The sequence below is a fragment of the Caulobacter sp. genome (assembly GCF_039596335.1).
Classification (GTDB): domain Bacteria; phylum Pseudomonadota; class Alphaproteobacteria; order Caulobacterales; family Caulobacteraceae; genus Caulobacter.
In genome coordinates this window covers 449904-470375 of record NZ_JBCNJZ010000003.1, presented here as the reverse complement: position 1 = coordinate 470375, position 20472 = coordinate 449904, and the positions used below count along the sequence as shown (strand labels likewise).

General features: G+C 66.7%; 24 protein-coding genes. 11 read left to right on the top strand and 13 right to left on the bottom strand.

Annotated features, from left to right (window positions below; translation table 11 throughout):
- Positions 1 to 77: 77 nt before the first annotated feature.
- From ABDW31_RS08895 to ABDW31_RS08865, 7 genes are all read left to right on the top strand, one after another.
- A complete protein-coding gene (locus ABDW31_RS08895; protein WP_184718395.1) occupies positions 78 to 725 on the top strand; it encodes a hypothetical protein in 648 nt (215 codons plus the stop codon).
- On the top strand, positions 722 to 1612 hold the full coding sequence (locus tag ABDW31_RS08890) for an ROK family protein (protein WP_184718393.1): 891 nt from the start codon (positions 722 to 724) through the stop codon (positions 1610 to 1612). The genes ABDW31_RS08895 and ABDW31_RS08890 overlap by 4 nt, the downstream gene beginning before the upstream one ends.
- 10 nt (positions 1613 to 1622) lie before the next feature.
- The gene (locus ABDW31_RS08885; protein WP_184718391.1) at positions 1623 to 2879 is read left to right on the top strand and encodes a DNA polymerase IV; all 1257 of its coding nucleotides are present in this window, start codon (positions 1623 to 1625) and stop codon (positions 2877 to 2879) included.
- A 35-nt stretch (positions 2880 to 2914) separates the two neighbouring features.
- Entirely contained in the window at positions 2915 to 3070 is a 156-nt protein-coding gene (locus ABDW31_RS08880) for a hypothetical protein (protein WP_184718389.1), read from the top strand.
- Positions 3071 to 3096: 26 nt separating this feature from the next.
- A complete protein-coding gene (gene clpS, locus ABDW31_RS08875) occupies positions 3097 to 3426 on the top strand; it encodes an ATP-dependent Clp protease adapter ClpS (RefSeq protein ID WP_099576690.1) in 330 nt (109 codons plus the stop codon).
- 13 nt (positions 3427 to 3439) lie between these two features.
- Positions 3440 to 5773 carry an ATP-dependent Clp protease ATP-binding subunit ClpA gene (gene clpA, locus ABDW31_RS08870; RefSeq protein ID WP_184718387.1) on the top strand — a complete coding sequence of 778 codons (2334 nt, stop codon included), beginning with the start codon at positions 3440 to 3442 and terminating at the stop codon, positions 5771 to 5773.
- A gap of 163 nt (positions 5774 to 5936) precedes the next feature.
- Positions 5937 to 6248, top strand: a complete 312-nt coding sequence (locus tag ABDW31_RS08865; RefSeq protein WP_184718385.1) for a hypothetical protein — start codon at positions 5937 to 5939, stop codon at positions 6246 to 6248.
- A gap of 3 nt (positions 6249 to 6251) precedes the next feature.
- Here the strand turns inward: ABDW31_RS08865 and ABDW31_RS08860 are convergent, their stop codons facing one another.
- Positions 6252 to 6695 (bottom strand): BLUF domain-containing protein, encoded by a 444-nt coding sequence (locus tag ABDW31_RS08860; protein WP_184718383.1) that lies wholly within the window; start codon positions 6693 to 6695, stop codon positions 6252 to 6254.
- Between the two features lie 59 nt (positions 6696 to 6754).
- Positions 6755 to 7189 (bottom strand): HIT family protein, encoded by a 435-nt coding sequence (locus ABDW31_RS08855; RefSeq protein ID WP_184718381.1) that lies wholly within the window; start codon positions 7187 to 7189, stop codon positions 6755 to 6757.
- A 54-nt stretch (positions 7190 to 7243) separates the two neighbouring features.
- Between ABDW31_RS08855 and ABDW31_RS08850 the strand changes: the two genes are divergently transcribed.
- Positions 7244 to 7828, top strand: coding sequence for a DUF4287 domain-containing protein (locus tag ABDW31_RS08850; RefSeq protein ID WP_184718379.1), 585 nt, complete (start codon positions 7244 to 7246; stop codon positions 7826 to 7828).
- On the opposite strand, the gene ABDW31_RS08845 is transcribed toward ABDW31_RS08850, so the two are convergent.
- Positions 7825 to 8163 carry a YciI family protein gene (locus ABDW31_RS08845; RefSeq protein WP_184718377.1) on the bottom strand — a complete coding sequence of 113 codons (339 nt, stop codon included), beginning with the start codon at positions 8161 to 8163 and terminating at the stop codon, positions 7825 to 7827. The two genes, ABDW31_RS08850 and ABDW31_RS08845, sit on opposite strands and share 4 nt — an antisense overlap.
- Positions 8164 to 8255: 92 nt before the next feature.
- On the opposite strand from ABDW31_RS08845, the gene ABDW31_RS08840 reads away from it, so the two are divergent.
- On the top strand, positions 8256 to 8744 hold the full coding sequence (locus ABDW31_RS08840) for a pyridoxamine 5'-phosphate oxidase family protein (RefSeq protein WP_184718375.1): 489 nt from the start codon (positions 8256 to 8258) through the stop codon (positions 8742 to 8744).
- A gap of 140 nt (positions 8745 to 8884) precedes the next feature.
- Here the strand turns inward: ABDW31_RS08840 and ABDW31_RS08835 are convergent, their stop codons facing one another.
- The 4 genes from ABDW31_RS08835 to phaP form a co-directional block, all read right to left on the bottom strand.
- Complete coding sequence (locus ABDW31_RS08835; protein ID WP_184718373.1) at positions 8885 to 10042, bottom strand: GNAT family N-acetyltransferase; 1158 nt, start codon at positions 10040 to 10042, stop codon at positions 8885 to 8887.
- Positions 10039 to 10812 carry a glycerophosphodiester phosphodiesterase gene (locus ABDW31_RS08830; protein WP_184718371.1) on the bottom strand — a complete coding sequence of 258 codons (774 nt, stop codon included), beginning with the start codon at positions 10810 to 10812 and terminating at the stop codon, positions 10039 to 10041. The genes ABDW31_RS08835 and ABDW31_RS08830 overlap by 4 nt, the downstream gene beginning before the upstream one ends.
- Positions 10812 to 11279, bottom strand: a complete 468-nt coding sequence (locus ABDW31_RS08825) for a RidA family protein (protein ID WP_184718369.1) — start codon at positions 11277 to 11279, stop codon at positions 10812 to 10814. The genes ABDW31_RS08830 and ABDW31_RS08825 overlap by 1 nt, the downstream gene beginning before the upstream one ends.
- A gap of 105 nt (positions 11280 to 11384) precedes the next feature.
- Entirely contained in the window at positions 11385 to 11819 is a 435-nt protein-coding gene (gene phaP, locus ABDW31_RS08820; RefSeq protein WP_184718367.1) for a TIGR01841 family phasin, read from the bottom strand.
- Positions 11820 to 12122: 303 nt separating this feature from the next.
- Here phaP and ABDW31_RS08815 point away from each other — a divergent pair, with 303 nt between their 5' ends.
- Positions 12123 to 13421: a serine hydrolase gene (locus ABDW31_RS08815; protein ID WP_184718365.1), complete on the top strand. Its 1299-nt coding sequence runs from the start codon at positions 12123 to 12125 to the stop codon at positions 13419 to 13421.
- A 136-nt stretch (positions 13422 to 13557) separates the two neighbouring features.
- Here ABDW31_RS08815 and ABDW31_RS08810 read toward each other — a convergent pair whose 3' ends face one another.
- The 3 genes from ABDW31_RS08810 to ABDW31_RS08800 all read right to left on the bottom strand — a co-directional run bounded on the left by ABDW31_RS08810 (position 13558) and on the right by ABDW31_RS08800 (position 16270).
- Positions 13558 to 14775 carry a PLP-dependent aminotransferase family protein gene (locus ABDW31_RS08810; RefSeq protein WP_184718364.1) on the bottom strand — a complete coding sequence of 406 codons (1218 nt, stop codon included), beginning with the start codon at positions 14773 to 14775 and terminating at the stop codon, positions 13558 to 13560.
- Between the two features lie 150 nt (positions 14776 to 14925).
- Positions 14926 to 15360, bottom strand: coding sequence for a molecular chaperone DnaJ (locus tag ABDW31_RS08805; RefSeq protein WP_184718362.1), 435 nt, complete (start codon positions 15358 to 15360; stop codon positions 14926 to 14928).
- A 73-nt stretch (positions 15361 to 15433) separates the two neighbouring features.
- On the bottom strand, positions 15434 to 16270 hold the full coding sequence (locus ABDW31_RS08800) for a division plane positioning ATPase MipZ (RefSeq protein WP_184718360.1): 837 nt from the start codon (positions 16268 to 16270) through the stop codon (positions 15434 to 15436).
- A gap of 222 nt (positions 16271 to 16492) precedes the next feature.
- Here ABDW31_RS08800 and panC point away from each other — a divergent pair, with 222 nt between their 5' ends.
- Positions 16493 to 17344: a pantoate--beta-alanine ligase gene (panC, locus tag ABDW31_RS08795; RefSeq protein WP_184718358.1), complete on the top strand. Its 852-nt coding sequence runs from the start codon at positions 16493 to 16495 to the stop codon at positions 17342 to 17344.
- A 171-nt stretch (positions 17345 to 17515) separates the two neighbouring features.
- Here panC and ABDW31_RS08790 read toward each other — a convergent pair whose 3' ends face one another.
- The 3 genes from ABDW31_RS08790 to ABDW31_RS08780 all read right to left on the bottom strand — a co-directional run bounded on the left by ABDW31_RS08790 (position 17516) and on the right by ABDW31_RS08780 (position 20057).
- Positions 17516 to 17917 (bottom strand): DUF1489 family protein, encoded by a 402-nt coding sequence (locus ABDW31_RS08790; RefSeq protein WP_172269583.1) that lies wholly within the window; start codon positions 17915 to 17917, stop codon positions 17516 to 17518.
- Between the two features lie 293 nt (positions 17918 to 18210).
- Positions 18211 to 19509: a hypothetical protein gene (locus tag ABDW31_RS08785; protein WP_184718356.1), complete on the bottom strand. Its 1299-nt coding sequence runs from the start codon at positions 19507 to 19509 to the stop codon at positions 18211 to 18213.
- Positions 19510 to 19673: 164 nt separating this feature from the next.
- Entirely contained in the window at positions 19674 to 20057 is a 384-nt protein-coding gene (locus ABDW31_RS08780) for a hypothetical protein (RefSeq protein ID WP_184718354.1), read from the bottom strand.
- Positions 20058 to 20472: the final 415 nt, after the last annotated feature.

The window sequence follows — 20472 nt, the reverse complement described above, 5'->3', positions numbered from 1 at the left end:
GCCGTCTTCCAGAACTGGATCGCACGGATATCCTTAAGCCCGCGCTAATCGCGTTAATACGAGACCGATCGACGCTCATGGAACCGCGCTACTCAGACCTCCAGGCCTGCGCCGTCACGCCGACCGCGCCGCTGGTCATCGTCGACGTCGACGAGGTGCTGGCCCAGTTCATGCTCGGCTTTGGCGCCTTTATCGAGCGCCACGGCTTCGAGCTGCGGGTGGACCGGTTCGCGCTCTTCCAGAACATCTATCGCCCCGGAGAGACGGAACACCTCGATCTGATCGCGGGCAAGGCCTTGTTCGACGATTTCTTCCGCGATGGGGCCGACGACCTGCCGCCGGCGATCGGCGCGGCCGACGCCCTGGCGGATCTCTCGACCCGCGCCGAAGTGGTGATTCTGACCAACGCGCCCGAGCACGGCCGGCTGGCGCGGGCCAAGTGGCTCAAGACCCACGGCTTCGACTATCCACTGATCATCAACAGCGGCCCCAAGGGCCCCGCCGCGGCCGAACTGGCGGGCCGGACGTCTGGCCGCTCGGTGTTCGTCGATGACCTGCTGCCACAATTGGAGTCCGTGGCCGATAAGGCTCCCAGCGTCGGGCGATTCCAGATGGTCAGCGACGAGCGCCTGCGCCCGTTCGCCCCGTCGGCGCCCGACCGTCACGTCCGTATCGACGAGTGGCCCCTGCTGAAGGCGGCCATCGAGGAGCGTCTGTTTTCATGATCCGGTTCGGCATCGACTTCGGCGGCACCAAGATCGAGGCCGCCGCCCTCAGCCCGGCCGGTGAGTTCGTCGCGCGGGTGCGCAAGCCCAATCCCGGCAACTACGAAGACGCCCTGGAAGTGGTGGCCGGCCTGCTGGCCGACGCCGAGACCATGGCCGGCGCGACCTGCGCACGGCTGGGCCTGGGCATCCCCGGCTCGATCTCGCCGCGCACCGGCCTGATCCGCAACGCCAACAGCGTCTATCTGAACGGCCGCCCTTTCGGCGAGGATCTGGAAAGGCGCCTGGCCCGCCCCGTGCGCTTGGCTAACGACGCCAACTGCCTGGCCCTGTCGGAAGCCGCCGACGGCGCGGGCGCGGGAGAGCGCGTCGTATTCGCCGCGATCCTGGGCACCGGCTGCGGCGGCGGGGTGGTCGTCGATGGCAGGATCGTCGAGGGCCGCAACGGGATCGCCGGCGAGTGGGGCCACACGCCCCTGCCCTGGCCTCGGCCGGAGGAATATCCCGGGCCCGCCTGCTGGTGCGGCCGCAGCGGCTGCCTTGAAACCTGGATCGCCGGCCCGGCCTTCTCGCGCGACGCGGGCTTTCCCACCGGCCAGGCGACCATGGACGCCGTCAACAGCGGCGACGCCTCGGCCATGGCGGCCCTGGACCGCTATGTCGACCGCCTGGCCCGCGCCTTCGCCGGGGTCTGCGACCTGATCGACCCCGACGTCATCGTGCTGGGCGGCGGCATGTCCAATGTCGATGCCCTCTACGACCGCCTGCCTGCCGCCATCGCCCCACACGTGTTCTCCGACATCTTCGAGACCCCGGTGAGGAAGGCCGTGCACGGCGACAGCTCCGGCGTCCGCGGCGCGGTGTGGCTGTGGCCGGCGGAGGGGTAAGAGCAGCGCCATGAAGGCCCTGTGCCGCGATTGCGGATGGACCGGCGAGGCCAAGGCCGCGCGCTGTCCGTCCTGCGCCTCGCCACGCACGGTCTTTCACGAGGAGCTGGGGACGCTCTCCATCGCCCACCTGGACTGCGACGCCTTCTACGCCTCGGTGGAGAAGCGCGACGATCCCAGTCTGCGCGACAAGCCGGTGATCGTGGGGGGAGGCAAGCGCGGGGTGGTGACCACCGCCTGCTACATCGCCCGCATGAGCGGCGCGCGCTCGGCCATGCCGATGTTCAAGGCGCTGAAGCTGTGCCCCGACGCCGTGGTCATCAAGCCCGACTTCGCCAAGTACAAGGAAGCCAGCCGGCGCATCCACGAGAAGCTGGACCGTCTGACGCCGCTGATCCAGCCGCTGTCGCTGGACGAGGCCTGGATCGACCTGACAGGCACCGAGCGGCTGCACGGCGCCACGCCGGCGGCGATGCTGGCCCGCGTACAGGCCGAGATCGAGCGCGACATCGGACTGACCGTCTCGATCGGCCTGGCCCCCAACAAGTTCCTGGCCAAGATCGCCTCTGAACTGGACAAGCCGCGCGGCTTCTCGGCCATCGGCGCGGCGGAGGCCCAGAGCTTTCTCGCCAACAAGCCTGTGAACATCCTGCCAGGCGTGGGCCCGGCCACCGTCTCGTCGCTGGCCGAGGTGGGCCTGCGCACGGTCGGCGACATCGCCGCAGCGGACCTGAAGTTCCTGGCCAACCGCCTGGGTTCGGGCGGCTTGCGCCTGCATCGCCTGGCTCACGGCCAGGACAGCCGGATCGTCGATCCCGAACAGTCGCGCAAGACGATCAGCGCCGAGACCACCTTCAACGACGACCTCCATAAGCGCGAGGCGCTGGAGGACGAGCTGTGGCCGCTCTGCGAGAAGGTCGCCAAGCAGGCCCGCAAGGAAGGCGTGGCCGGCCGCGTGGCGACGCTGAAGCTGCGCACGCCCGACTTCAAGATCCACACCCGCCGCCGCACCCTGGCCGTGCCGACCCAGACCGCCCGCACCCTGTTCCAGGTGGCCCGCGAGCTGCTGGCCGCCGAGCCGGGCGGCCTGTCCTATCGCCTGATCGGCGCGGGCCTGACCGACTTCATGGACGCCGAAAGCGCCGGCGCCGACATGTTCGCCGACGAGGAGCGCCGCAACCTCAAGAGCGAGACCGCCATCGACGCCCTGCGCGGCAAGTTCGGCGCGGCGGCCGTGGTCAGCGGGCGAGCGCTGAAGGGGCGCTAGAGCTCCCTCTTGCGCCACACGGCCTTGGTTACCATTTGGGCTTCTCCCCAAAGGAACCGTTCGCGCTCGGTCTTCGCTCTCCCAAACGTGAAGCCGATTTCCGAGGCGCCCCTGTGCTAAAGCGGCGCAGGCGTGTTTCGGCCTCTTCCAAAGCCGTCGCGTTTCCATATCTAATTCAGGCAGGCGGGTGATTTGCTCGCCGGGAGAGAACAAGTCGATGGCCGAGCGGAAGCAAGGCGGACAAGGCAACGGCGCTGGGTCGTCGGTCGTCACGGAAGTGAAGCCGAAGACACAGAAGCCTTCGCTTTATCGAGTTCTGATTCTCAACGACGACTACACTCCGATGGAGTTCGTGGTCTACGTTCTCGAGCGGTTCTTCAACAAGTCGCGTGAAGACGCCACGCGCATCATGCTGCACGTTCACCAGAACGGTGTCGGCGTATGCGGCGTCTACACTTACGAAGTCGCAGAAACCAAGGTCGCGCAAGTCATAGACTCCGCGCGGCGCCATCAGCACCCCCTGCAGTGCACCATGGAAAAGGACTGAGGAGCCTCCCCCATTGCCCTCTTTTTCGCGCCCCCTGGAAGAGTCCCTGCATCGCGCCGTCGCCTACGCGAACCAGCGTAAGCACGAGTACGCCACGCTCGAACATCTCCTGCTCTCCCTGACCGACGACGAGGACGCCGCCGGAGTTATGCGCGCGTGTGACGTCGATCTCACCGCGCTGAAGAAGAGCCTCTCCAACTATCTCGACGTCGAACTGGCCTCGCTGGTCGTCGACGACGACGAGGACGCCAAGCCGACCGCCGGCTTCCAGCGCGTGATCCAGCGCGCGGTGATCCACGTCCAGTCGTCGGGTCGCGAGGAAGTGACCGGCGCCAACGTGCTGGTCGCCATCTTCTCCGAACGCGAAAGCCACGCCGCCTACTTCCTGCAGGAGCAGGACATGACGCGGTACGACGCGGTGAACTTCATCGCCCACGGCATCGCCAAGAAGGCCGGCGCGTCCGAAGCCAAGAGCGTCAAGGGCGCCAGCGCCGGCTCGAACTCGGTCGAGGACGACGGCGAGAAGCCCAACACCAAGACGGGCGGCGAGGCTCTGGAAGCCTATTGCGTCGACCTCAATGAAAAGGCCCGCCAGGGCAAGGTCGACCCGCTGATCGGCCGCGCGAACGAAGTGGAACGCGCGATCCAGATCCTGTGCCGTCGCACCAAGAACAACCCGCTGCTGGTGGGTGACCCGGGCGTCGGCAAGACCGCCATCGCCGAGGGCCTGGCCCGCAAGATCATCACCAACCAGGTCCCCGAGGTCCTGGCGGAAGCCACCATCTTCTCGCTCGACATGGGCGCGCTGCTGGCCGGCACCCGCTATCGCGGCGACTTCGAGGAACGCGTCAAGCAGGTGGTCAAGGAACTTGAGAACCACCCCAACGCGGTGCTCTTCATCGACGAGATCCACACCGTGATCGGCGCCGGCGCGACCAGCGGCGGGGCGATGGACGCTTCGAACCTGCTGAAGCCGGCCCTGGCCTCGGGCTCGCTGCGCTGCATGGGCTCGACGACCTACAAGGAGTTCCGCCAGCACTTCGAGAAGGATCGGGCCCTGGTCCGTCGCTTCCAGAAAATCGACGTGAACGAGCCGACGGTCGAGGACACGATCAAGATCCTCAAGGGCCTGAAGTCCTACTACGAGGACTTCCACAAGCTGAAGTACACCAACGAGGCCATCAAGGTCGCGGTGGAGCTGTCGGCCAAGTACATCACCGACCGCAAGCTGCCGGATAAGGCGATCGACGTGATCGACGAAGCCGGCGCGTCGCAGATGCTGCTGCCGGAAGGCCGCCGCAAGAAGACCTTGGGCGTCAAGGAGATCGAGGCCGTCGTGGCCAAGATCGCCCGCATCCCGCCCAAGTCGGTCAGCAAGTCCGACACCGAGGCCCTCAAGGAACTCGAGACCGACCTGAAGCGCGCGGTGTTTGGCCAGGACGAGGCCCTGACCCAGCTGTCGGCCGCCATGAAGCTGGCCCGCGCGGGCTTGCGTGAACCGAACAAGCCGATCGGCTCGTATCTGTTCAGCGGCCCGACCGGCGTCGGCAAGACCGAAGCCGCCAAGCAGCTGGCCCAGACGCTGGGCATCGAGATGCTGCGCTTCGACATGTCGGAGTACATGGAGCGCCATACCGTGAGCCGCCTGATCGGCGCCCCTCCCGGCTATGTCGGCTTCGACCAGGGCGGTCAGCTGACCGACGCGGTCGACCAGCACCCGCACGCCGTCGTCCTGCTCGACGAAATCGAGAAGGCGCACGGGGATGTCTACAACATCCTGCTGCAGGTGATGGACAACGGCACCCTGACCGACAGCAACGGCAAGAAGGTCGACTTCCGCAACGTGGTCCTGATCATGACCACCAATGCGGGCGCGTCCGACGCCCAACGCAACTCGATCGGCTTCGGCCGCAGCAAGGTCGAAGGCGAGGAAGAGGCCGCCCTCAAGCGCCTGTTCACGCCGGAGTTCCGCAACCGCCTGGACGCGGTCGTGGCCTTCAAGCCGCTGACCTCGGACATCATCCGCCAGGTCGTGCAGAAGTTCGTGATGCAGCTGGAGGCCCAACTGGCCGACCGCAACATCACGATCGAGCTGTCCGACGACGCGGCCGACTGGCTGGCCAAGAACGGCTTCGACGAGCTCTATGGCGCCCGTCCGCTGGCCCGGGTCATCCAGGAGCACATCAAGAAGCCCCTGGCCGACGACATCCTGTTCGGTCGCCTGGTGCGCGGCGGTCACGTCAAGATCCTGCTGGAGAACGGCAAGATCGGTTTCGACATCGCCAGCAACGGCGGCGAACCGAAGGCCGGCAAGACCGACGAGGCCGAGCCGGAAATGGCCGAATAGGCCTCGGCTCTACAGACTAGCGAAGGGCCCGGAGCGATCCGGGCCCTTTTCGTTTGGGTCGCGCGAAAATTGTGGACGAAACGGGAACATTTGGTTAGCGTGTGTTCATGGCCACGCTCGCTTCGACACGCTCGGCGCTTCCAAACGGCTTCGCGAAGCTGGGATGGACGAGCGCGTGGCCGAGGCGGTCGTCGAACTGGTGCAGCAGACAACCATGCTTACGGATTTGAGCCAGGTGGCCACAAAGGCCGAGATCAGTGAACTCGCCACGAAGGCCGAACTGAAGACTGAGATCGCTTCCGTTCGGTCCGACCTGAAAAGCGAGATCGCCCTTGTCCGCGCCGACATGGCCCTGATGGAAAGCCGCCTGCGGGCCGACCTCAGCGAGAAGATCCGCCTGCAAGGCTGGGCGATCCTCGGCGGCATGGCGGTGCTGGTGACCATCTCCACCGCCTTGATCAAGCTGGTGCCTTAGACCTCAGCGCAGGTAGCGCCCGCCGGCGACCGTCAGCAGGTTCACAGCTGCCTCCGCGTCGAGCTCGGCGGGTTCAAACACGCTCAGCCCGGCTTCTGTCAGTAGCGCCCGATCGGCCAAGCCCAGGCGGTGTTGGCCCATGTTCCAATCCCGGAACAGACGGCGCTCGGCAGCGCCCTCGTGGATCAGGACCAGGTCCGTGTGGCGAGAATCCTTGCCGATCCGGTCATAGGTCTCGCGCACAGCGTCCTCGCGTCCCTCCAACAGTTGCAGGAAGCGCCCCTCCCCCGCCAGCAGGAAGCCGGTGACGTCGACCATGCGGTTCTTCTGGATCGACTGGGCGATGACCGACCGCAAGGTTTCGTCCATCGCCCGTTCAGGCCCTGTGAACCGGCTGGAGTAGACGAGGCGGAACAGGTTGCGCGGCGCGGCTTGGATATCGGTCATCCGCCAGCCCTAGAGGATTTTTCCGCCGCTGTTGGCGCGCTACCCGACGTTCGGGCGGGTCAAAGCGCCGCAGCGATCTTCGCCGCCAGCGCCCTCAGATCCTCGACGTCGGCCATGCCGCCCTCGCCGTGCCGGCCCAGGGCCTCGCCCTCGTAGCGGGGGATGACGTGGAAGTGCAGGTGGAACACAGTCTGCCCGGCCGGCGCGCCGTTGAACTGGGTGACGACCAGGCCATCGGGCTTCAGCGCCGCGTTGACGGCCTTGGCCAGCTTCTGGGTGGCGGCGACGACATCCGCCAGGACTTCCGGCTCCATCTCCAGGATGTTGCGGGCCTGGCTGGTCTTGGAGATCACCAAGGCGTGGCCGCGCGACTGGGGGAAGACGTCCATAAAGGCCAGGACCTTGTCGTCCTCGAACAGCTTCACGCTGGGGATCTCGCCGCGGATGATCTTGGCGAAGATGTTGTCGGCGTCGTAGCGTCCGTCCAGGCTCATGACCGTCTCCCTATCGATAGTCGGTCGTAGCAAACGCGAAGCGGTGCGCAAACCATGGCTGAGACCAAACCCCAGGGCCTGACCGAGCAGCAGCAGAAGTGGTTCGCCTCGGTGCAGGCCAATCTGGCGCGCGAGACCGGCAAGACCCTGGACGAATGGGTCGAGATCGTCCGCCGCGACTGCCCGGAGACCAAGCCCCGCGCCCGCACCGACTGGCTGAAGGCGACCTACGGCATCGGCCAGAACCGCGCCGCCGCCATCTTCGGGGTCGCCTTCCCGTCCGAGATGGGCTGGGACGACGCCGAGGGCCTGCGCGGGGCGCTGTGGAGCGATCCGGTGCAGCTGGCAATCCTGGAGGCCGTCGAGGCCGCCGTCGCCGATTTCCCAGGCTTGGTCACCGGCCAGCGCAAGGCCTTTACCGCCTGGTCGAACAAGGCCCAGTTCGCGGCGCTGAAGCCGGTGAAGAAGGGCGGCGCGGTCCTGGGCCTGGCGGTGACGCCCGACGCCTCCCCGCGCCTGGCCGAGCCGAAGAACGAAGGCTGGTCCGATCGCCTGAAAACCAAGCTGCCCCTCGCCTCCCCCGCCGAGGTCGATGGCGAGGTCAGGGCCTGGCTGAGGGCGGCCTGGGAACGATCCTAGCTGGCCGGATCGTACATGAACTCGCGAAGCTCCTGCGCGCAGCGGCAGGCGACGGCGATCTTGCGCGCCCATTCCACGGCCTCGTCGCGCGTCGGAACCTCCAGCACGGTGAACCCGCCCTTCAGGTGGCTGCCGGGATAGATCTCTGGCGAGACGGCTCCGTCGCCCGAGACCAGCACGGGAGCGACACCCTCGTGGATACCGCCGCCGAACACATAGACGCCTGCCGCCTTGGCCTCTTCGATCACGGCGCGGGCGGCGTCGCCGACGGCCGGCAGGTCCTCCGGAGACACCACCATGGCTTCGCTAGGGAACGAGATCAGATATTTGGTCATGGGTGCAGTGTGCGCCCATATCCGCGCCAAGCGCCACCCTAGGAACGCCCCTCCTCCGCCGCCGTTGGTCTCCAAAACCACGGAGATCCCCGATGTCCAAAGACGCTGATCTGGCCGACAAGTTCTGGAAGGCCCTGAAGTCAGACCGCACCGTGATGCTGGGCCTGCCCGATCACGAGGGCGGCCGCGCCCAACCGATGACCGCCCTGGTCGAGAACGTCCACGCCGGGCCGATCTGGATCTTCAGCGCGGTCGATGTCGACCTGGTGCAGGCGGTCGAGGGCGGTGCGCGCGAGGCGCTGCTGCATTTCGCCTCCAAGGGCCACGACCTGTTCGCCACGGTCGAGGGTAACCTGCGGGTCGACAATGACCGCGAGGCGATCGAGCGGTTGTGGAACCCCTTCATCGCCGCCTGGTACACCGGGAAGGACGATCCCAAGCTGCGCCTGCTGCGCTTCGAGCCCGGCGACGCCCAGATCTGGCTGAACGAGAACAGCCTGTTCGCCGGCGTGAAGATGATGCTCGGGGTCGATCCCAAGACCGACTACAAGGACAAGGTTGGCGAAGTGCGGCTGCACTAGCCGATCCCCAACATCCGATTTCCCCGGCGAAAGCCGGGGCCCAGATCCCATACGCTGGGGCTGACGGGAATTACGCTGCGCTCATGGCGTCAACCCAAGAGCTCCTCCATCTGGGTCCCGGCTTTCGCCGGGAAGACGGGTTAGGAGTTGCGAAACGGCGAATATTCTTCCGTCAGCATCTCCATGTCGCTCTCCACCGCCGCGCGTTCCTGCGCCAGGTAGCGGGCGACCGGCTCGCGCAGGGCCGGGTCGGCGATCCAGTGGGCGGAATAGACGGCGCTGGGCAGATAGCCGCGGGCGATCTTGTGCTGGCCCTGCGCCCCCGCCTCAACGCGCGGCAAGCCCAGCCGGATCGCGTGCTCGATGGCCTGATAGTAGCAAAGCTCGAAATGCAGGAACGGCACGTCCTCGACACAGCCCCAGTGGCGGCCATACAGGCAGTCGCGACCGATCAAGTTCAGCGCGCCTGCGATCCACGGACCGCCCGGCCGGCGGGCCATGATCAGCAGCACCTTGTCGGCCATCCGTTCATGCAGCAGCGAAAAGAACCGGCGGTTCAGATAGGGCCGGCCCCACTTGCGCGAACCAGTGTCCATGTAGAAGCCAAAGAAGGCGTCCCAGTGCTCTTCGGTTAGCTCGTCGCCGGACAGCGCCACGATCTCGAGGCCGTCCTGAGCGTCGCGGCGCTCGCGGCGGATGGTCTTGCGGCGGTTGGCCGACAGGGCGGCCAGGAAGTCGTCGAAGGTCGCGTAGCCGCGGTTCTCCCAGTGGTACTGCTGGTCCTGGCGCAGCAGCATGCCCCGGTCGCCCATCCAGGCCCACTCGTCCTCGACGGGGAAGGTCACGTGCAGCGACGAGGCCCCCATGCGGTTGCACAGGGTCAGGGCGCCGCCCAGCAGGGCCGCGCGACCGTCGTCGGGGTCGACGTCGGGCCGCACGATCAGCCGCGAGCCGGTGACCGGCGAGAACGGCGAGGAGCACTGCAGCTTGGGGTAGTAGCGCCCCCCTGCCCGCTCATAGGCGTCGGCCCAGGCGTGGTCGAAGACGTATTCGCCCTGGCTGTGGGACTTCAGATAGAGCGGCATGACCCCGGCCACTTCGCCGGCCTCGTCCAGCACCGACAGGTGCTGCGGCGCCCAGCCGGTGCGCGGGCCGACGCAGCCGCTCTCCTCCAGGATCGACAGGAAGTCGTAGCTGACGAACGGGTCGCCGGTTGGGGTCGCGCAGGCGTCCCAGGCGTCCTTGCCGATCTCGGCGATCGCGCGGTGGACGCGAACCGCCGATTCAATCGACGTCACGCGTGATAGCCCTCGAAGATCAGGTTGTCGCAATGGTCGCTGACGCCATCCCACTGGTCGGGCGAGCGCACCGTCCAGGCGATGATCGGCATGCCCTTGGCGCGATATAGGTCGGCGCGCGGGCTGGGCAACATGTCCAGACCCAGCGCCAGGAAATCAGGGCGCGCCAGCTCGACCTGCTCCAGTGCGGCCAGCGACTTGCGCACCTCGGGGGCCAGCTTGCGAGCGCCCTCGTCGTTCCAGCTGTAGCTGTCCAGGCCGCGCAGGATCTGCGGGTGGTGGTCGGCGAACCAGGCGTGGGAATAGGGATTGAAGCCAATCACGGCGGTCGGGCCGTTGTGGTCCACGAGGACGTCGGTGACCCGCTTCTCCAGCGGGCCGACCTCGCCGAACGGGGTCTTCAGCTCGATGAAGACCATGGCCCGGTGGCCGATCATCGTCAGCGTATCGGCCAGGGTCGGGATGGTCTCGTCTGTGCCCTTGAGGCCGAAGGTCGCCAGCTCGGCGGCGGTGTGGTCGCGTAGGCGACCTTCCTTGCCGGTCATCCGCTCCAGGCGGTCGTCATGGAACACCACGGCCTCGCCGTCGGCGGTCAGCTGGACGTCCAGCTCGACGCCGTAACCGTGAGCGCAGGCGGCCTGGAAGGCGGCCAGCGAGTTTTCCGGCGCGCCCTCCGGGGTCCACAGACCCCGGTGCGCCACCGGCGGATCGAACAGGCGCTCCCACGCCTCGCCGAAGACTTCGGTCGAGGGGCGTTCGCGCGCGCGCATCAGGCGATCTCCACTACCGCGTCCACCTCGACCGCAAAGCCGAGGGGCAGCTTGTAGACGCCCACCGCTGAGCGGGCGTGGCGACCGGCGTCACCCAGGGCTTCGACCATCAGGTCCGAGCAGCCGTTGATGACCTTGGGGATGTCGATGAAGTCGGGGCCGGCCTGGACAAAGCCGCCCAGCTTCACGACGCGGACCACGCGGTCCAGGTCGCCGTCGCAGGCGGCCTTCATCTGAGCCAGCAGATTGACGCCGCACAGGCGGGCGGCGGCTTGCGCGGTCTCGAGATCGACGTCGACGCCGACCGTGCCCTTGATGCCGCCATCGGCCGCGATCGAGATCTGGCCCGAGATCGTGACCTGGTTGCCTGAGCGAACGAAGGGCACGTAGTTGGCGACCGGCGCCACCGGTTGGGGCAGCTCGATGCCCATCGCCTTCAGGCGTTCCTCGACCTTCGACATGCACACGCTCCACTGAAATCGTGGGCCATGCTTAACGCGTGCCGGGGCAAGAAAAAAGGCCCGGACCTTTACGGGTCCGAGCCTTTCAATTCTTGGTTCGAAGCCTGGCTCTTAGCGAGCGGCCTGGAACTTCTCGACGGCGGCGGTCGTGCGCTCGTTGAGCGGCTTGACCGAGTCCTTGATCGAGGCCGAAACGATCTCCGAGGCGCGGCTGACATGAGCGATGTAGGCTTCCAGAGCCGACTTGGCCCAGGCGGTCTGCAGCTCGACGGCTTCCTGCACGCTCTTGGCGCCGGCCAGCGACTTGGCGGCGGCGACTTGATCTTCGGCGGCCTTCTTGCCGTAGGCGAAGGTCTGGGCGCCCAGGGCTTCGGCGCCCTTGGTGGCGGCGGTCACCGAAGCAACGACGGCTTCCAGGTTCTTCTTCGAGTGGACATTGGCTTCGGCCAGAGCGGCCAGCGACTTCTCGACGCCGTCCTTGAACGCTTGGTTCGAGGCGGTGCTGAACTGTTCGACGGTGTTCTTGACGGTTTCGGCGGCGGCCATGGGGAAGCTCCTGTGGGGGCGGAGAGCGGAACCGACGACCGAGCTGCAACTCGGCCATCTGCGTGTTGAACAACGCTGGTTTGCCATGTTGCAGTGCAGCAGTCAATGGTTTTTGTGCACCGCACCATAACCCTAGGTCAGCTCCCACAAGCTGCAGCATTGGAACCACGCGCTCGATTTTTTCGCGACTTCGGCAAGATCGCTCACCAGTTGTTTACTTTAGCGAAAGGCGGCGTCCATCATGTTACGGATACGCGTGTGGCGGTGCGGAACCGCTCTAGTTCAAATGACGGACGTCCCACCATGTTCGCCAAGCTTACCTCCGCCCGTTCCTTCCTCGCCGTCGCCGGCCTAGCCCTGTCGTGCGTGATCGGCGCCGCTGCGCCGTCGACCGCCTCGGCGGCCATACCCTATCTGCAGCTGAACGCTCAGGAGCCGAAGTACGCAGCGATCGTGATCGACGCCAATTCGGGCGAAGTCCTTTACGACAAACGGGCTGACAGCCCCCGCTACCCCGCCTCGGTCACCAAGGTGATGACCCTGTACCTGACCTTCGAGGCGCTCAGCGAAGGCCGCCTGAAGCTGACCGACCGGGTGACGATGTCGCCTCGCGCCGCCGCCCAGGCCCCGACCAAGATCGGTCTTCCGGCCGGCGACAGCCTGTCCGTCGACGAGGCCATCAAGGCCATGACCGTGAAGTCGGCCAACGACGTCGCCGTGGCCATGGCCGAGCGACTCGCCGGCAGTGAGTCGCGCTTCGCCGCCCTGATGACCCTGCGCGGTCAGGAACTGGGCATGCGCACCACCCGCTTCGTGAACGCCTCGGGCCTGCCCGACAGCCGCCAGATCTCCTCGGCCCGCGACCTCGCCATTCTCTCGCGCGCCACGATGCGCGATTTCCCGCAGTACTACAGCTACTTCTCGACGAAAGGCTTCTACTTCCGGGGCAATTACATCAAGGGCCACAACCGCCTGCTGGACAGCATGGAAGGGTTCGATGGCCTGAAGACCGGCTACACCAATGCCAGCGGTTTCAACCTCGCCGGCTCGGCCGTGCGCGACGGTCGCCGCCTGATCGCCGTGGTCCTGGGCGGCCCCTCGACCGCCTGGCGCGACAACAATATGGAAGACCTGCTGCTGACCGGCTTCGACGTGATGAAGCGTCGGTCGCGCGGCGAGCGCACCTCGATCGCCGCCAACATCTATGAAGACGATCCTTCGGGCCCGATCCAGCGCCCCGCCACCGAACAGGGCGACGGCGACCAGGCCGGCCTGAAGATTGTCCTGACCGAGAACCCGCGCACCCCGCCGGTCAAGGTCGCCCCGACGATGAAGGCCGCTCAGAAGCCCGCGACGAAGAAAGCCAAGGGCGAGTGGAGCGTCCAGGTCGGCGCCTTCAAGTCCAAGTCGCTGGCCAACGAGCAACTGAAGATCGTCCAGAAGCGCTTCTCATCGGCCGTCGCCAACGCCGAAGGCGCTGTCGAAAGCGCTGGCGGAGCCTTCCGCGCCCAGTTCCAGGGCATGACCGCCGACGCCGCCCGCGCCGCGTGCTCGGCCATCACCGCCAAGCGCCAGCCCTGCATGGTGCTGTCGCCGCGCTGATCCCAATCCGTTTCCCCGGCGAAAGCCGGGGCCCAGATCGAACCAAGGGCGCCGAACGGTTTCGTTCGGCGCCCTTTCGCATTCACGGCTAACGCTCAGGATGAAGCTGGGCCCCGGCTTTCGCCGGGGAAGCGGGCTAAGGGTTCATCACCCGCCCGATCAACCGAGCCAGGCGCTGGACGCCCTCCTCGATCTGGGCGTCGGTGGGCAGGGAGTAGCTGAGGCGGATGGCGTTGGCGTTCTTCACCTCGGCGAAGAACGGCGCGCCGGGCACGAAGGCCACCCGCTCCTCCTCGATGGCGCGGGCCAGCAGCTCGGCGCCGTCGATGCCCTCCGGCAGATCGATCCAGACGAACATGCCGCCCTGCGGCCGCGACCAGGTCACCCCCGCCGGCATGGTCCGCTCCAAGGCCGCCAGCATCACCCGGCCCTTGTGGCCATAGGCGCCGCGCAGGCGGTGCAGGTGCTGGTCATAGCCCTCCGACACGGCGCGCCAGGCGACCATCTGGTTGATCGTCGAGACGTGCAGGTCCGCGCCCTGCTTGAGCAGGACCAGCTTCTCGATCACTGCCGCCGGGCCGCAGACCCAGCCGATGCGAAGGGCCGGCGACAGGGTCTTGGACAGGGTGCCCAGGAACATCGTCCGGGCGTTGTCGATGCCGCCCGAGCGGGCGATGTCCAGGGCCAGCAGGGTCGGCGTCGACTCGCCCTCGAAGCGCAGCTCGCGATAGGCGGCGTCCTCGATCAGGGTCATGTCCAGCGCGTCGGCCAGGGCCAGCACACCCTCGCGCTCGGCCAGGGTCAGGCTGACGCCGGTCGGATTGGCGAAGTCGGGCACGAAATAGCCTAGCGCGCCCTGTGGCAGATCGGTCTCCGTCGGCGTGCTCAGGGCGTCTTCCGGCAGGTCACGATAGGCCGGCTGGTAGCCGTTGAAGGCCTGCAGCGCGCCCAGATAGGTCGGCCGCGCCACCACGACGGTGTCGCCCGGGCCGATGAACAGCTTGCCGATCAGGTCCAGGGCCTGCTGCGAGCCGGCGGTCAGCATGATGTTCTGCGCTTCGCAGGGCATGCCGTCGCGGGTCATGCGCTCGGCGATCCACTGGCGCAGCGGCAGATAGCCCTCGCTGACCGAGTACTGCAGGGCCTGGGCGGCCAGCACCGGATCGGCCAGCACCGCGGCATAGTCGGCCTGGATGCGCTCGGCCGGGAACAGGCCGGGGTCGGGAATGCCGCCGGCGAACGACAGGATGTCGGGCTGGTCCAGCAGCTTGAGAAGTTCGCGGATCTCGCTGGCGCGAACGCGGTCCATGCGCTCGCTGAAGCGCTCGGCCCAGGCGATGGGTTGGCTAGTCATGGGGTGATCGAAGTCCGAACTGGAATGACGCTTGAGCCACAGGAAGGCTCGCTCTGAAACACGGCGTTCAGAGCGTCATACGGTGCAGGTCGGGCCGGCCGAACGGCGGCGCCAGAAGCGTTCGCGACTGATCATGGGAGCCGTCCTAGCTCAGCTGCGCCGTTTGATCAAACGATCGCGCGCGGCGTTCAGCTGGGCGGCTAGGCCCTCGGTGCCGCCCTTGTCGGGGTGAGCCAGCTGGATCAGGCGGGTATAGGCCGCCTTGACCTCTGCCAGGGTGGCGTCCGGCCCCACGCCCAGCAGCGCGCGGGCCTCGGACAGGCTGAGCTCCGGCTTGGGCGGATGGACGATCTCGCGGCGCACCAACGGCCGGCGGCGGGCCTCGGTGACGCTCCACAGGCCGATGACGCCCAGCACGATGCCGGTGCCCCAAGCCCCGCGGATGGTGGCGTAGGCGGCGACGGCGAAGGCGGCGATCGAGGCGGCGCCCGCCCCCACGCGCCAGCCGTCGCCCTTCAGCAGGGTCCGACCGCGCGGCCACAGCAGGAACACCAGGATAGCCGCGCCCAGCAGCAGATAGAGCATCACAACTCCGGATACGAAAACGGGCGGCAGGGTCGCCCCGGCCGCCCGCTCGCGTTTGAACTTAGTGCAGCGCCTACTGCGCCGCCAGCAGGGTCTCGCCGGAATAGGCCGACAGACCCAGGCTGTGCATCAAGGCGCGCAGTTCCTGGCGGGCGGCCAGGTGCTGCAGCGACACCGGCACTGGGCGCACCTGCGGCGACAGGTCAGCGATGGTCAGGCCGAACGGGAACAGCTCGCGATAGATGACGCGGTCGCGCAACCCCGGACCAATGCGGAAGCCGACGCGCTTGGCCAGGGCCGTCAGACGGTCCTCCAGACGCTTGCGGTTACGGGCCTCGGTGGTGGCCAGGCGGTTGCGCAGCACGACCCAGTCCATGGCCTGGCGCTGGCCCGACAGGGCGCGCTGCTTGCGGCCTTCCCAGACCGTCAGCGAGTACAGGCTGGGCTTGGTCAGCTCCATGGACACCGGATCGACGGTGCCCAGCATGTCGAAGTCGACGAAGCTGTCGTTCATCGGCGTCACCACCAGGTCCGCGCGGCCGTGGGCCAGGCGGGTGATGGCGCTGTCGCCGCCGGGGGTGTCGATCAGCACGAAGTCGCACTCTTCCAGGCCCTTGGCGAAGGCCGCTTCGAAGCCGGCGATCTGCGCCTCTTCGCCCTGTTCAGCCAGAGCGATGTCGTTGTCGCTGAGCGTCAGGGACAGCGGCATCGGCAGATCGAGCTTCTTGTTGGCCGTCCAGGCCTTGCGGTTCTCGAAGAAACGGCCCGACGTCCGCTGGCGCAGGTCGAGGTCAAGCACGGCGACCTTGGCGCCGCCGTACAGCAGCGCAGTGACCAGGTGGACGGCGATGGTGGACTTGCCGGCCCCGCCTTTTTCGTTGCCGACGACGATGACGCGCGTTTCGGCCATGGTTCGATCCTTTTTTCGCCGCGACTCGCACGACCTTGGACTGAAGGTTAACACGATGTTACCAGCACCTCATGGGGTCAACGGGTTCAATCCACAGACCTGATTGTCGCACCCTCAAGTTGGGTTCGAGATCGGTTCGCGTCAGAGGGCCGCGTCATCGCCGATGGACCTGAAGCCGCGTCGAGGCCATAAGCCCACGCCAGTCCGCGTGGAGCGCCCAGCATGACCCTCATCGTCCGCACCGTCGCCGAGCTGCGCCAGCAGGTCCGCGCCTGGAAGGCCGCCGGCCAGCGTGTGGCCCTGGTCCCGACCATGGGCGCCCTGCACGAGGGCCACCTGTCGCTGATCCGCATCGCCCGCCAGCACGCCGATCGCGTGGTCGCCACCATCTTCGTCAATCCCAAGCAGTTCGCCCCCCACGAGGACTTCGACGCCTATCCGCGCGGCGAGGCCGCCGATGTCGAGAAGCTGGCCAGCGTCGACTGCGACCTGCTGTTCGCTCCGAACGGCGCGGAGATGTACGCCCCCGGCTTCGCCAGCGCCGTGTCGGTGTCGGGCGTCTCCGAACCGCTGGAAGGCGCGGCGCGGCCGCAGTTCTTCGGCGGCGTGGCGACCGTGGTGGCCAAGCTGTTCAACCAGAGCCAGGCCGACGTCGCCATCTTCGGCGAGAAGGACTACCAGCAGCTGCAGGTGGTCAAGCGCATGGCCCGCGACCTGGACATTCCCATCGAGATCATCGGCGCCCCGACGGCGCGGGCCGACGACGGCCTGGCCCTCTCGTCGCGCAACGCCTACCTGTCGGCGGAAGAACGCGCGGCGGCCGTGGCCTTGCCCGACGCGATGAAGGCTGCCGCGGCGGCGGTGGCGGCCGGCGGCCGCATCGACGAGGCCGAAGCCGCGGCTGTCGCAGCCCTTGAAGCGGCCGGCTTTGGCCCGGTGAACTATGTGGAAGTGCGCGAGGCCGGCGACCTGTCGCGCCTGGGCCCTGGCCCGATCGGCGCGGCGAAGGGCCGGATCCTGGTCGCCGCGTGGCTGGGCAAGACCCGGCTGATCGACAATATGGCTGTCGGCTAGATCGTCAGCCCACAGGATGCAGGGCGATCATCAGCCCCACCAGCATCCCGACGAAAAGCATACTCACCCCCAAAGCAGCGTAACTGGCCTTCATCGTCGTTCCCCTCGACAACTCCTGCGACAAGATGACACCCGCCAGAGTTGCCGCTTCGCTAACGACACACGCGAAAGTCACCAGGCGCCGAGTTCTCGCAACTGACGGGCCAGATCGGGCGGCAGGTCGGCGGCTTCGCTCTCGGTCAGGTCCGGCGGCGCGTCCTCAGGCGTGAGATAGCGCCAGCCCTGGAACGCCCGGCGCGGCTGGGGCGCGACCCGGACGATGGTCGGGTCCACCGTGACCTCGCAGCGCGACGCCGCCCCCTCGCCCACCGTGTCGATGGCCAGGATGGTCTGACGGCACAGGACCTGCCCCTTGATCACCCGGTACAGCGACCCGCCGTCCAGCACCTCGTCGATCCGCTTGGGCGTCATGCGGGTGTGCATGATCCACGGATGATCGGGCTGTTTGTGCCAGGCCAGGAGATCGTCGATCGTGTCGCAGCCGACGACCAGCTTGATGATGTGCAACGCCATCCGGCGTAGATAGCGCGCCGGCCGCGCAAGGCAATCCGTCCGCCGCTCGCGTCCGGGGAGAAACCCGTCGACGGCTCGCATGACGGCGTTATCGATAGAGCATCGCGCGACACCAGAGCGCGACCCGGGCCGCAGCGCCCCGCGCCGCCGTTACGGACGCCATGTGGGGGCCGTCCGCAGCGGCGGTTCTCGTTTGGGGGCGCTGGCTGCTCAAATGCGGATGCCGTCGCGGTCCGAGGTGGGTGGTCAACGGAAGCTGCGAGCGACTCCCAAGCGCCTTGAGGGCGAGCTTTTCAAGGTAGCGTGACGCGGCGATCGGTTGGGTGCGAGGGCGGCACGGGCCATCCACTCGTTACACCTTCAATGTTTGCGGCAGGCATCGGACCATTGACCTTTCCCAACCTGGCGCATTTTTCTTGGAAGATCGGCGCATACTTCGCCGTGGCGTCCGCCGCCCGTCCAGCATTTCCCCATCCCTCAGGGTTCCAGGGAAAGGTCACGCTGAAGACATTGCTGTAGCAAAGGGGGTTTTGCGTGTCGCCAGGGGCTGGCTCAAGACCCATTACAAAATACGCTCTTACAGTACGGTTTTGCAGCGCGGGCTCAGCCGCAGGACCGCTAGCGTCCGCCCTAATTACAGCGGACGCGGACGCGGACGATGAGCGCGCCCTCGGCTCCGATCGAGATGTCGACGCTTGGGGCATGGAGGCCGATCGCTCCGCGCTGGCTCCGGTGCGTATGGAGCCTGCAACCCCTCCACTCGGCTGAATCTGGGGCCGAACGGCCGCTGCCGAGGCGATCAGGGCCTGCGCACGAGCATTGGAAGCGTTCGCCTCCTGGACGCCGGCGGCATAGGCCTGGGTGGCGACCAACGCGCCTTGCATCAATTTCCCAAAGAGTTCCGCGCGTTCCTGTCGACGCTGCCTCTTCTCGGCTTCCATCCGCTCATTGTAGGCGGTCTGGTAGGTTCGCCCTAACTCGACGAGACGTGGATAGAGTTTGGCGAGTTCCTGTCGGTCGATTGGTTTGTGCAGCGCGACGTAGTCGGCGCAACACCACTGACCATCCTTGAGTTGCTCGGAGAGAACCGACAGTTCGCCTGTCGGCAACAGCGTATAGCTTTGCCGCACCGAGCCCTGGCCCCCGCCGATCTTGTATGGCTCGATCTCGAAGGCTGTTGGCCCGCTAACGCGGCCATTCACCTTGAACGTCAATCCCAAGAATTTCCTCAACCCCGCGAAGGATCCTGAGGGCGCGACCAGCACCTTGTGAATGTCTGGGGCGGAAAGGCCGGGCATTTCTGCGGTGAATGTCGCCTCGCGCTTGGCGGGGTCCCAGTCGAACGTCAGGATGTTGGCGACCTCATCTGGCCGAATCACGAAGTAGGCTTGGCTGCTGAGTTGATGAAAGAGCCCGGCTGCGAGGTCGCCTGACATCTCGTTTCCGCCCGGCTGCGAAGGGCCGGCGCGCTCCACCGCAAGTTCGTTCGCCAAGGCGGCACAGGTCGCTGCGCTGGCGGTTTTGTCGCGACCGCAGAGCTGCTCGTAGGCCGATTGGACCTTCGACCCCGCCTGTGCCCAGATCGGCGCCAAGAGCGCCATCCCCAGTGCAACGGCCGCACTTCTCTGCCCGCTGAAGCGTCTAGAGCGTTTGGCTCGCATAGCCCCCCCTTTGCGGGCTTACACGCCCGCAACTTCGTCATGCCGCCCAACCTATACGGCGTTTAGCAGACCTCGCTAAATTCTGGGATGGGTGGTTAGCCGGCGCTCCGGATGGCAAGGTAGCGGTCTTGGGCGGCGACATCTTCCGCAGTTACGAACACTTCCGGAAAGTCAGGACCGGGAACATACGCGTCCCAACCATGCCAGTCGTGGTACATCTGCCGCGCTTCTAGGTCAGATTTGGCGCGATACGAGTGGCGACGCACTGAGTTGGGGGAGACTTTGCTCCTCAATTCGTCGCTATGCTCCGATACAGCGCCCCATTCGAAGGAATGGCTGTCGGGGTCTTCCCAAATTTCGATCAGGAGCGTGTAGGGCATCTCAACAACGTGCCAACCGGCAGCGAAGTCCGCAACGGGTCGCGAGCTGACGTTATCGCCAGCCCTGACGGCCGCCCTTCGGCCGCTGCGGACGGGCATAGAGGCGTCTCCACCCTTGGCATACACCGCGCCGCCGCCAACAAAATCAATCGCTTGTCGATTTTACGCGACCTCGAATGATCCGCGCTCAAACTCGCGCTCATACTGATCCCACCTGACAGCACGAAGGGACGTCCGGCCGGCGATCGTGGCGGCTGTCAGGGGTGGTCGAGCGGGTAGCGCTCGCCGGGTCTCTTTTGAGGCTCGCCTTTGCGACGGATCCAGCGGCAGGTTCCTTGAAACACAGGACGAAGCCCCTGATCTCGCTTTAGGGCGGCGAAGGCTTCGGCGACGCGACAGGTCCGGGCTGAAATCGCCTGGACGTTCCGGGACCGGGGTCGTCGCCCCGGCCCGTCCGTCGGGGGCCTCTTTCGGAAGCGGGTTAAGACCCCGCGCGCCGAGGGCTCACCGGATA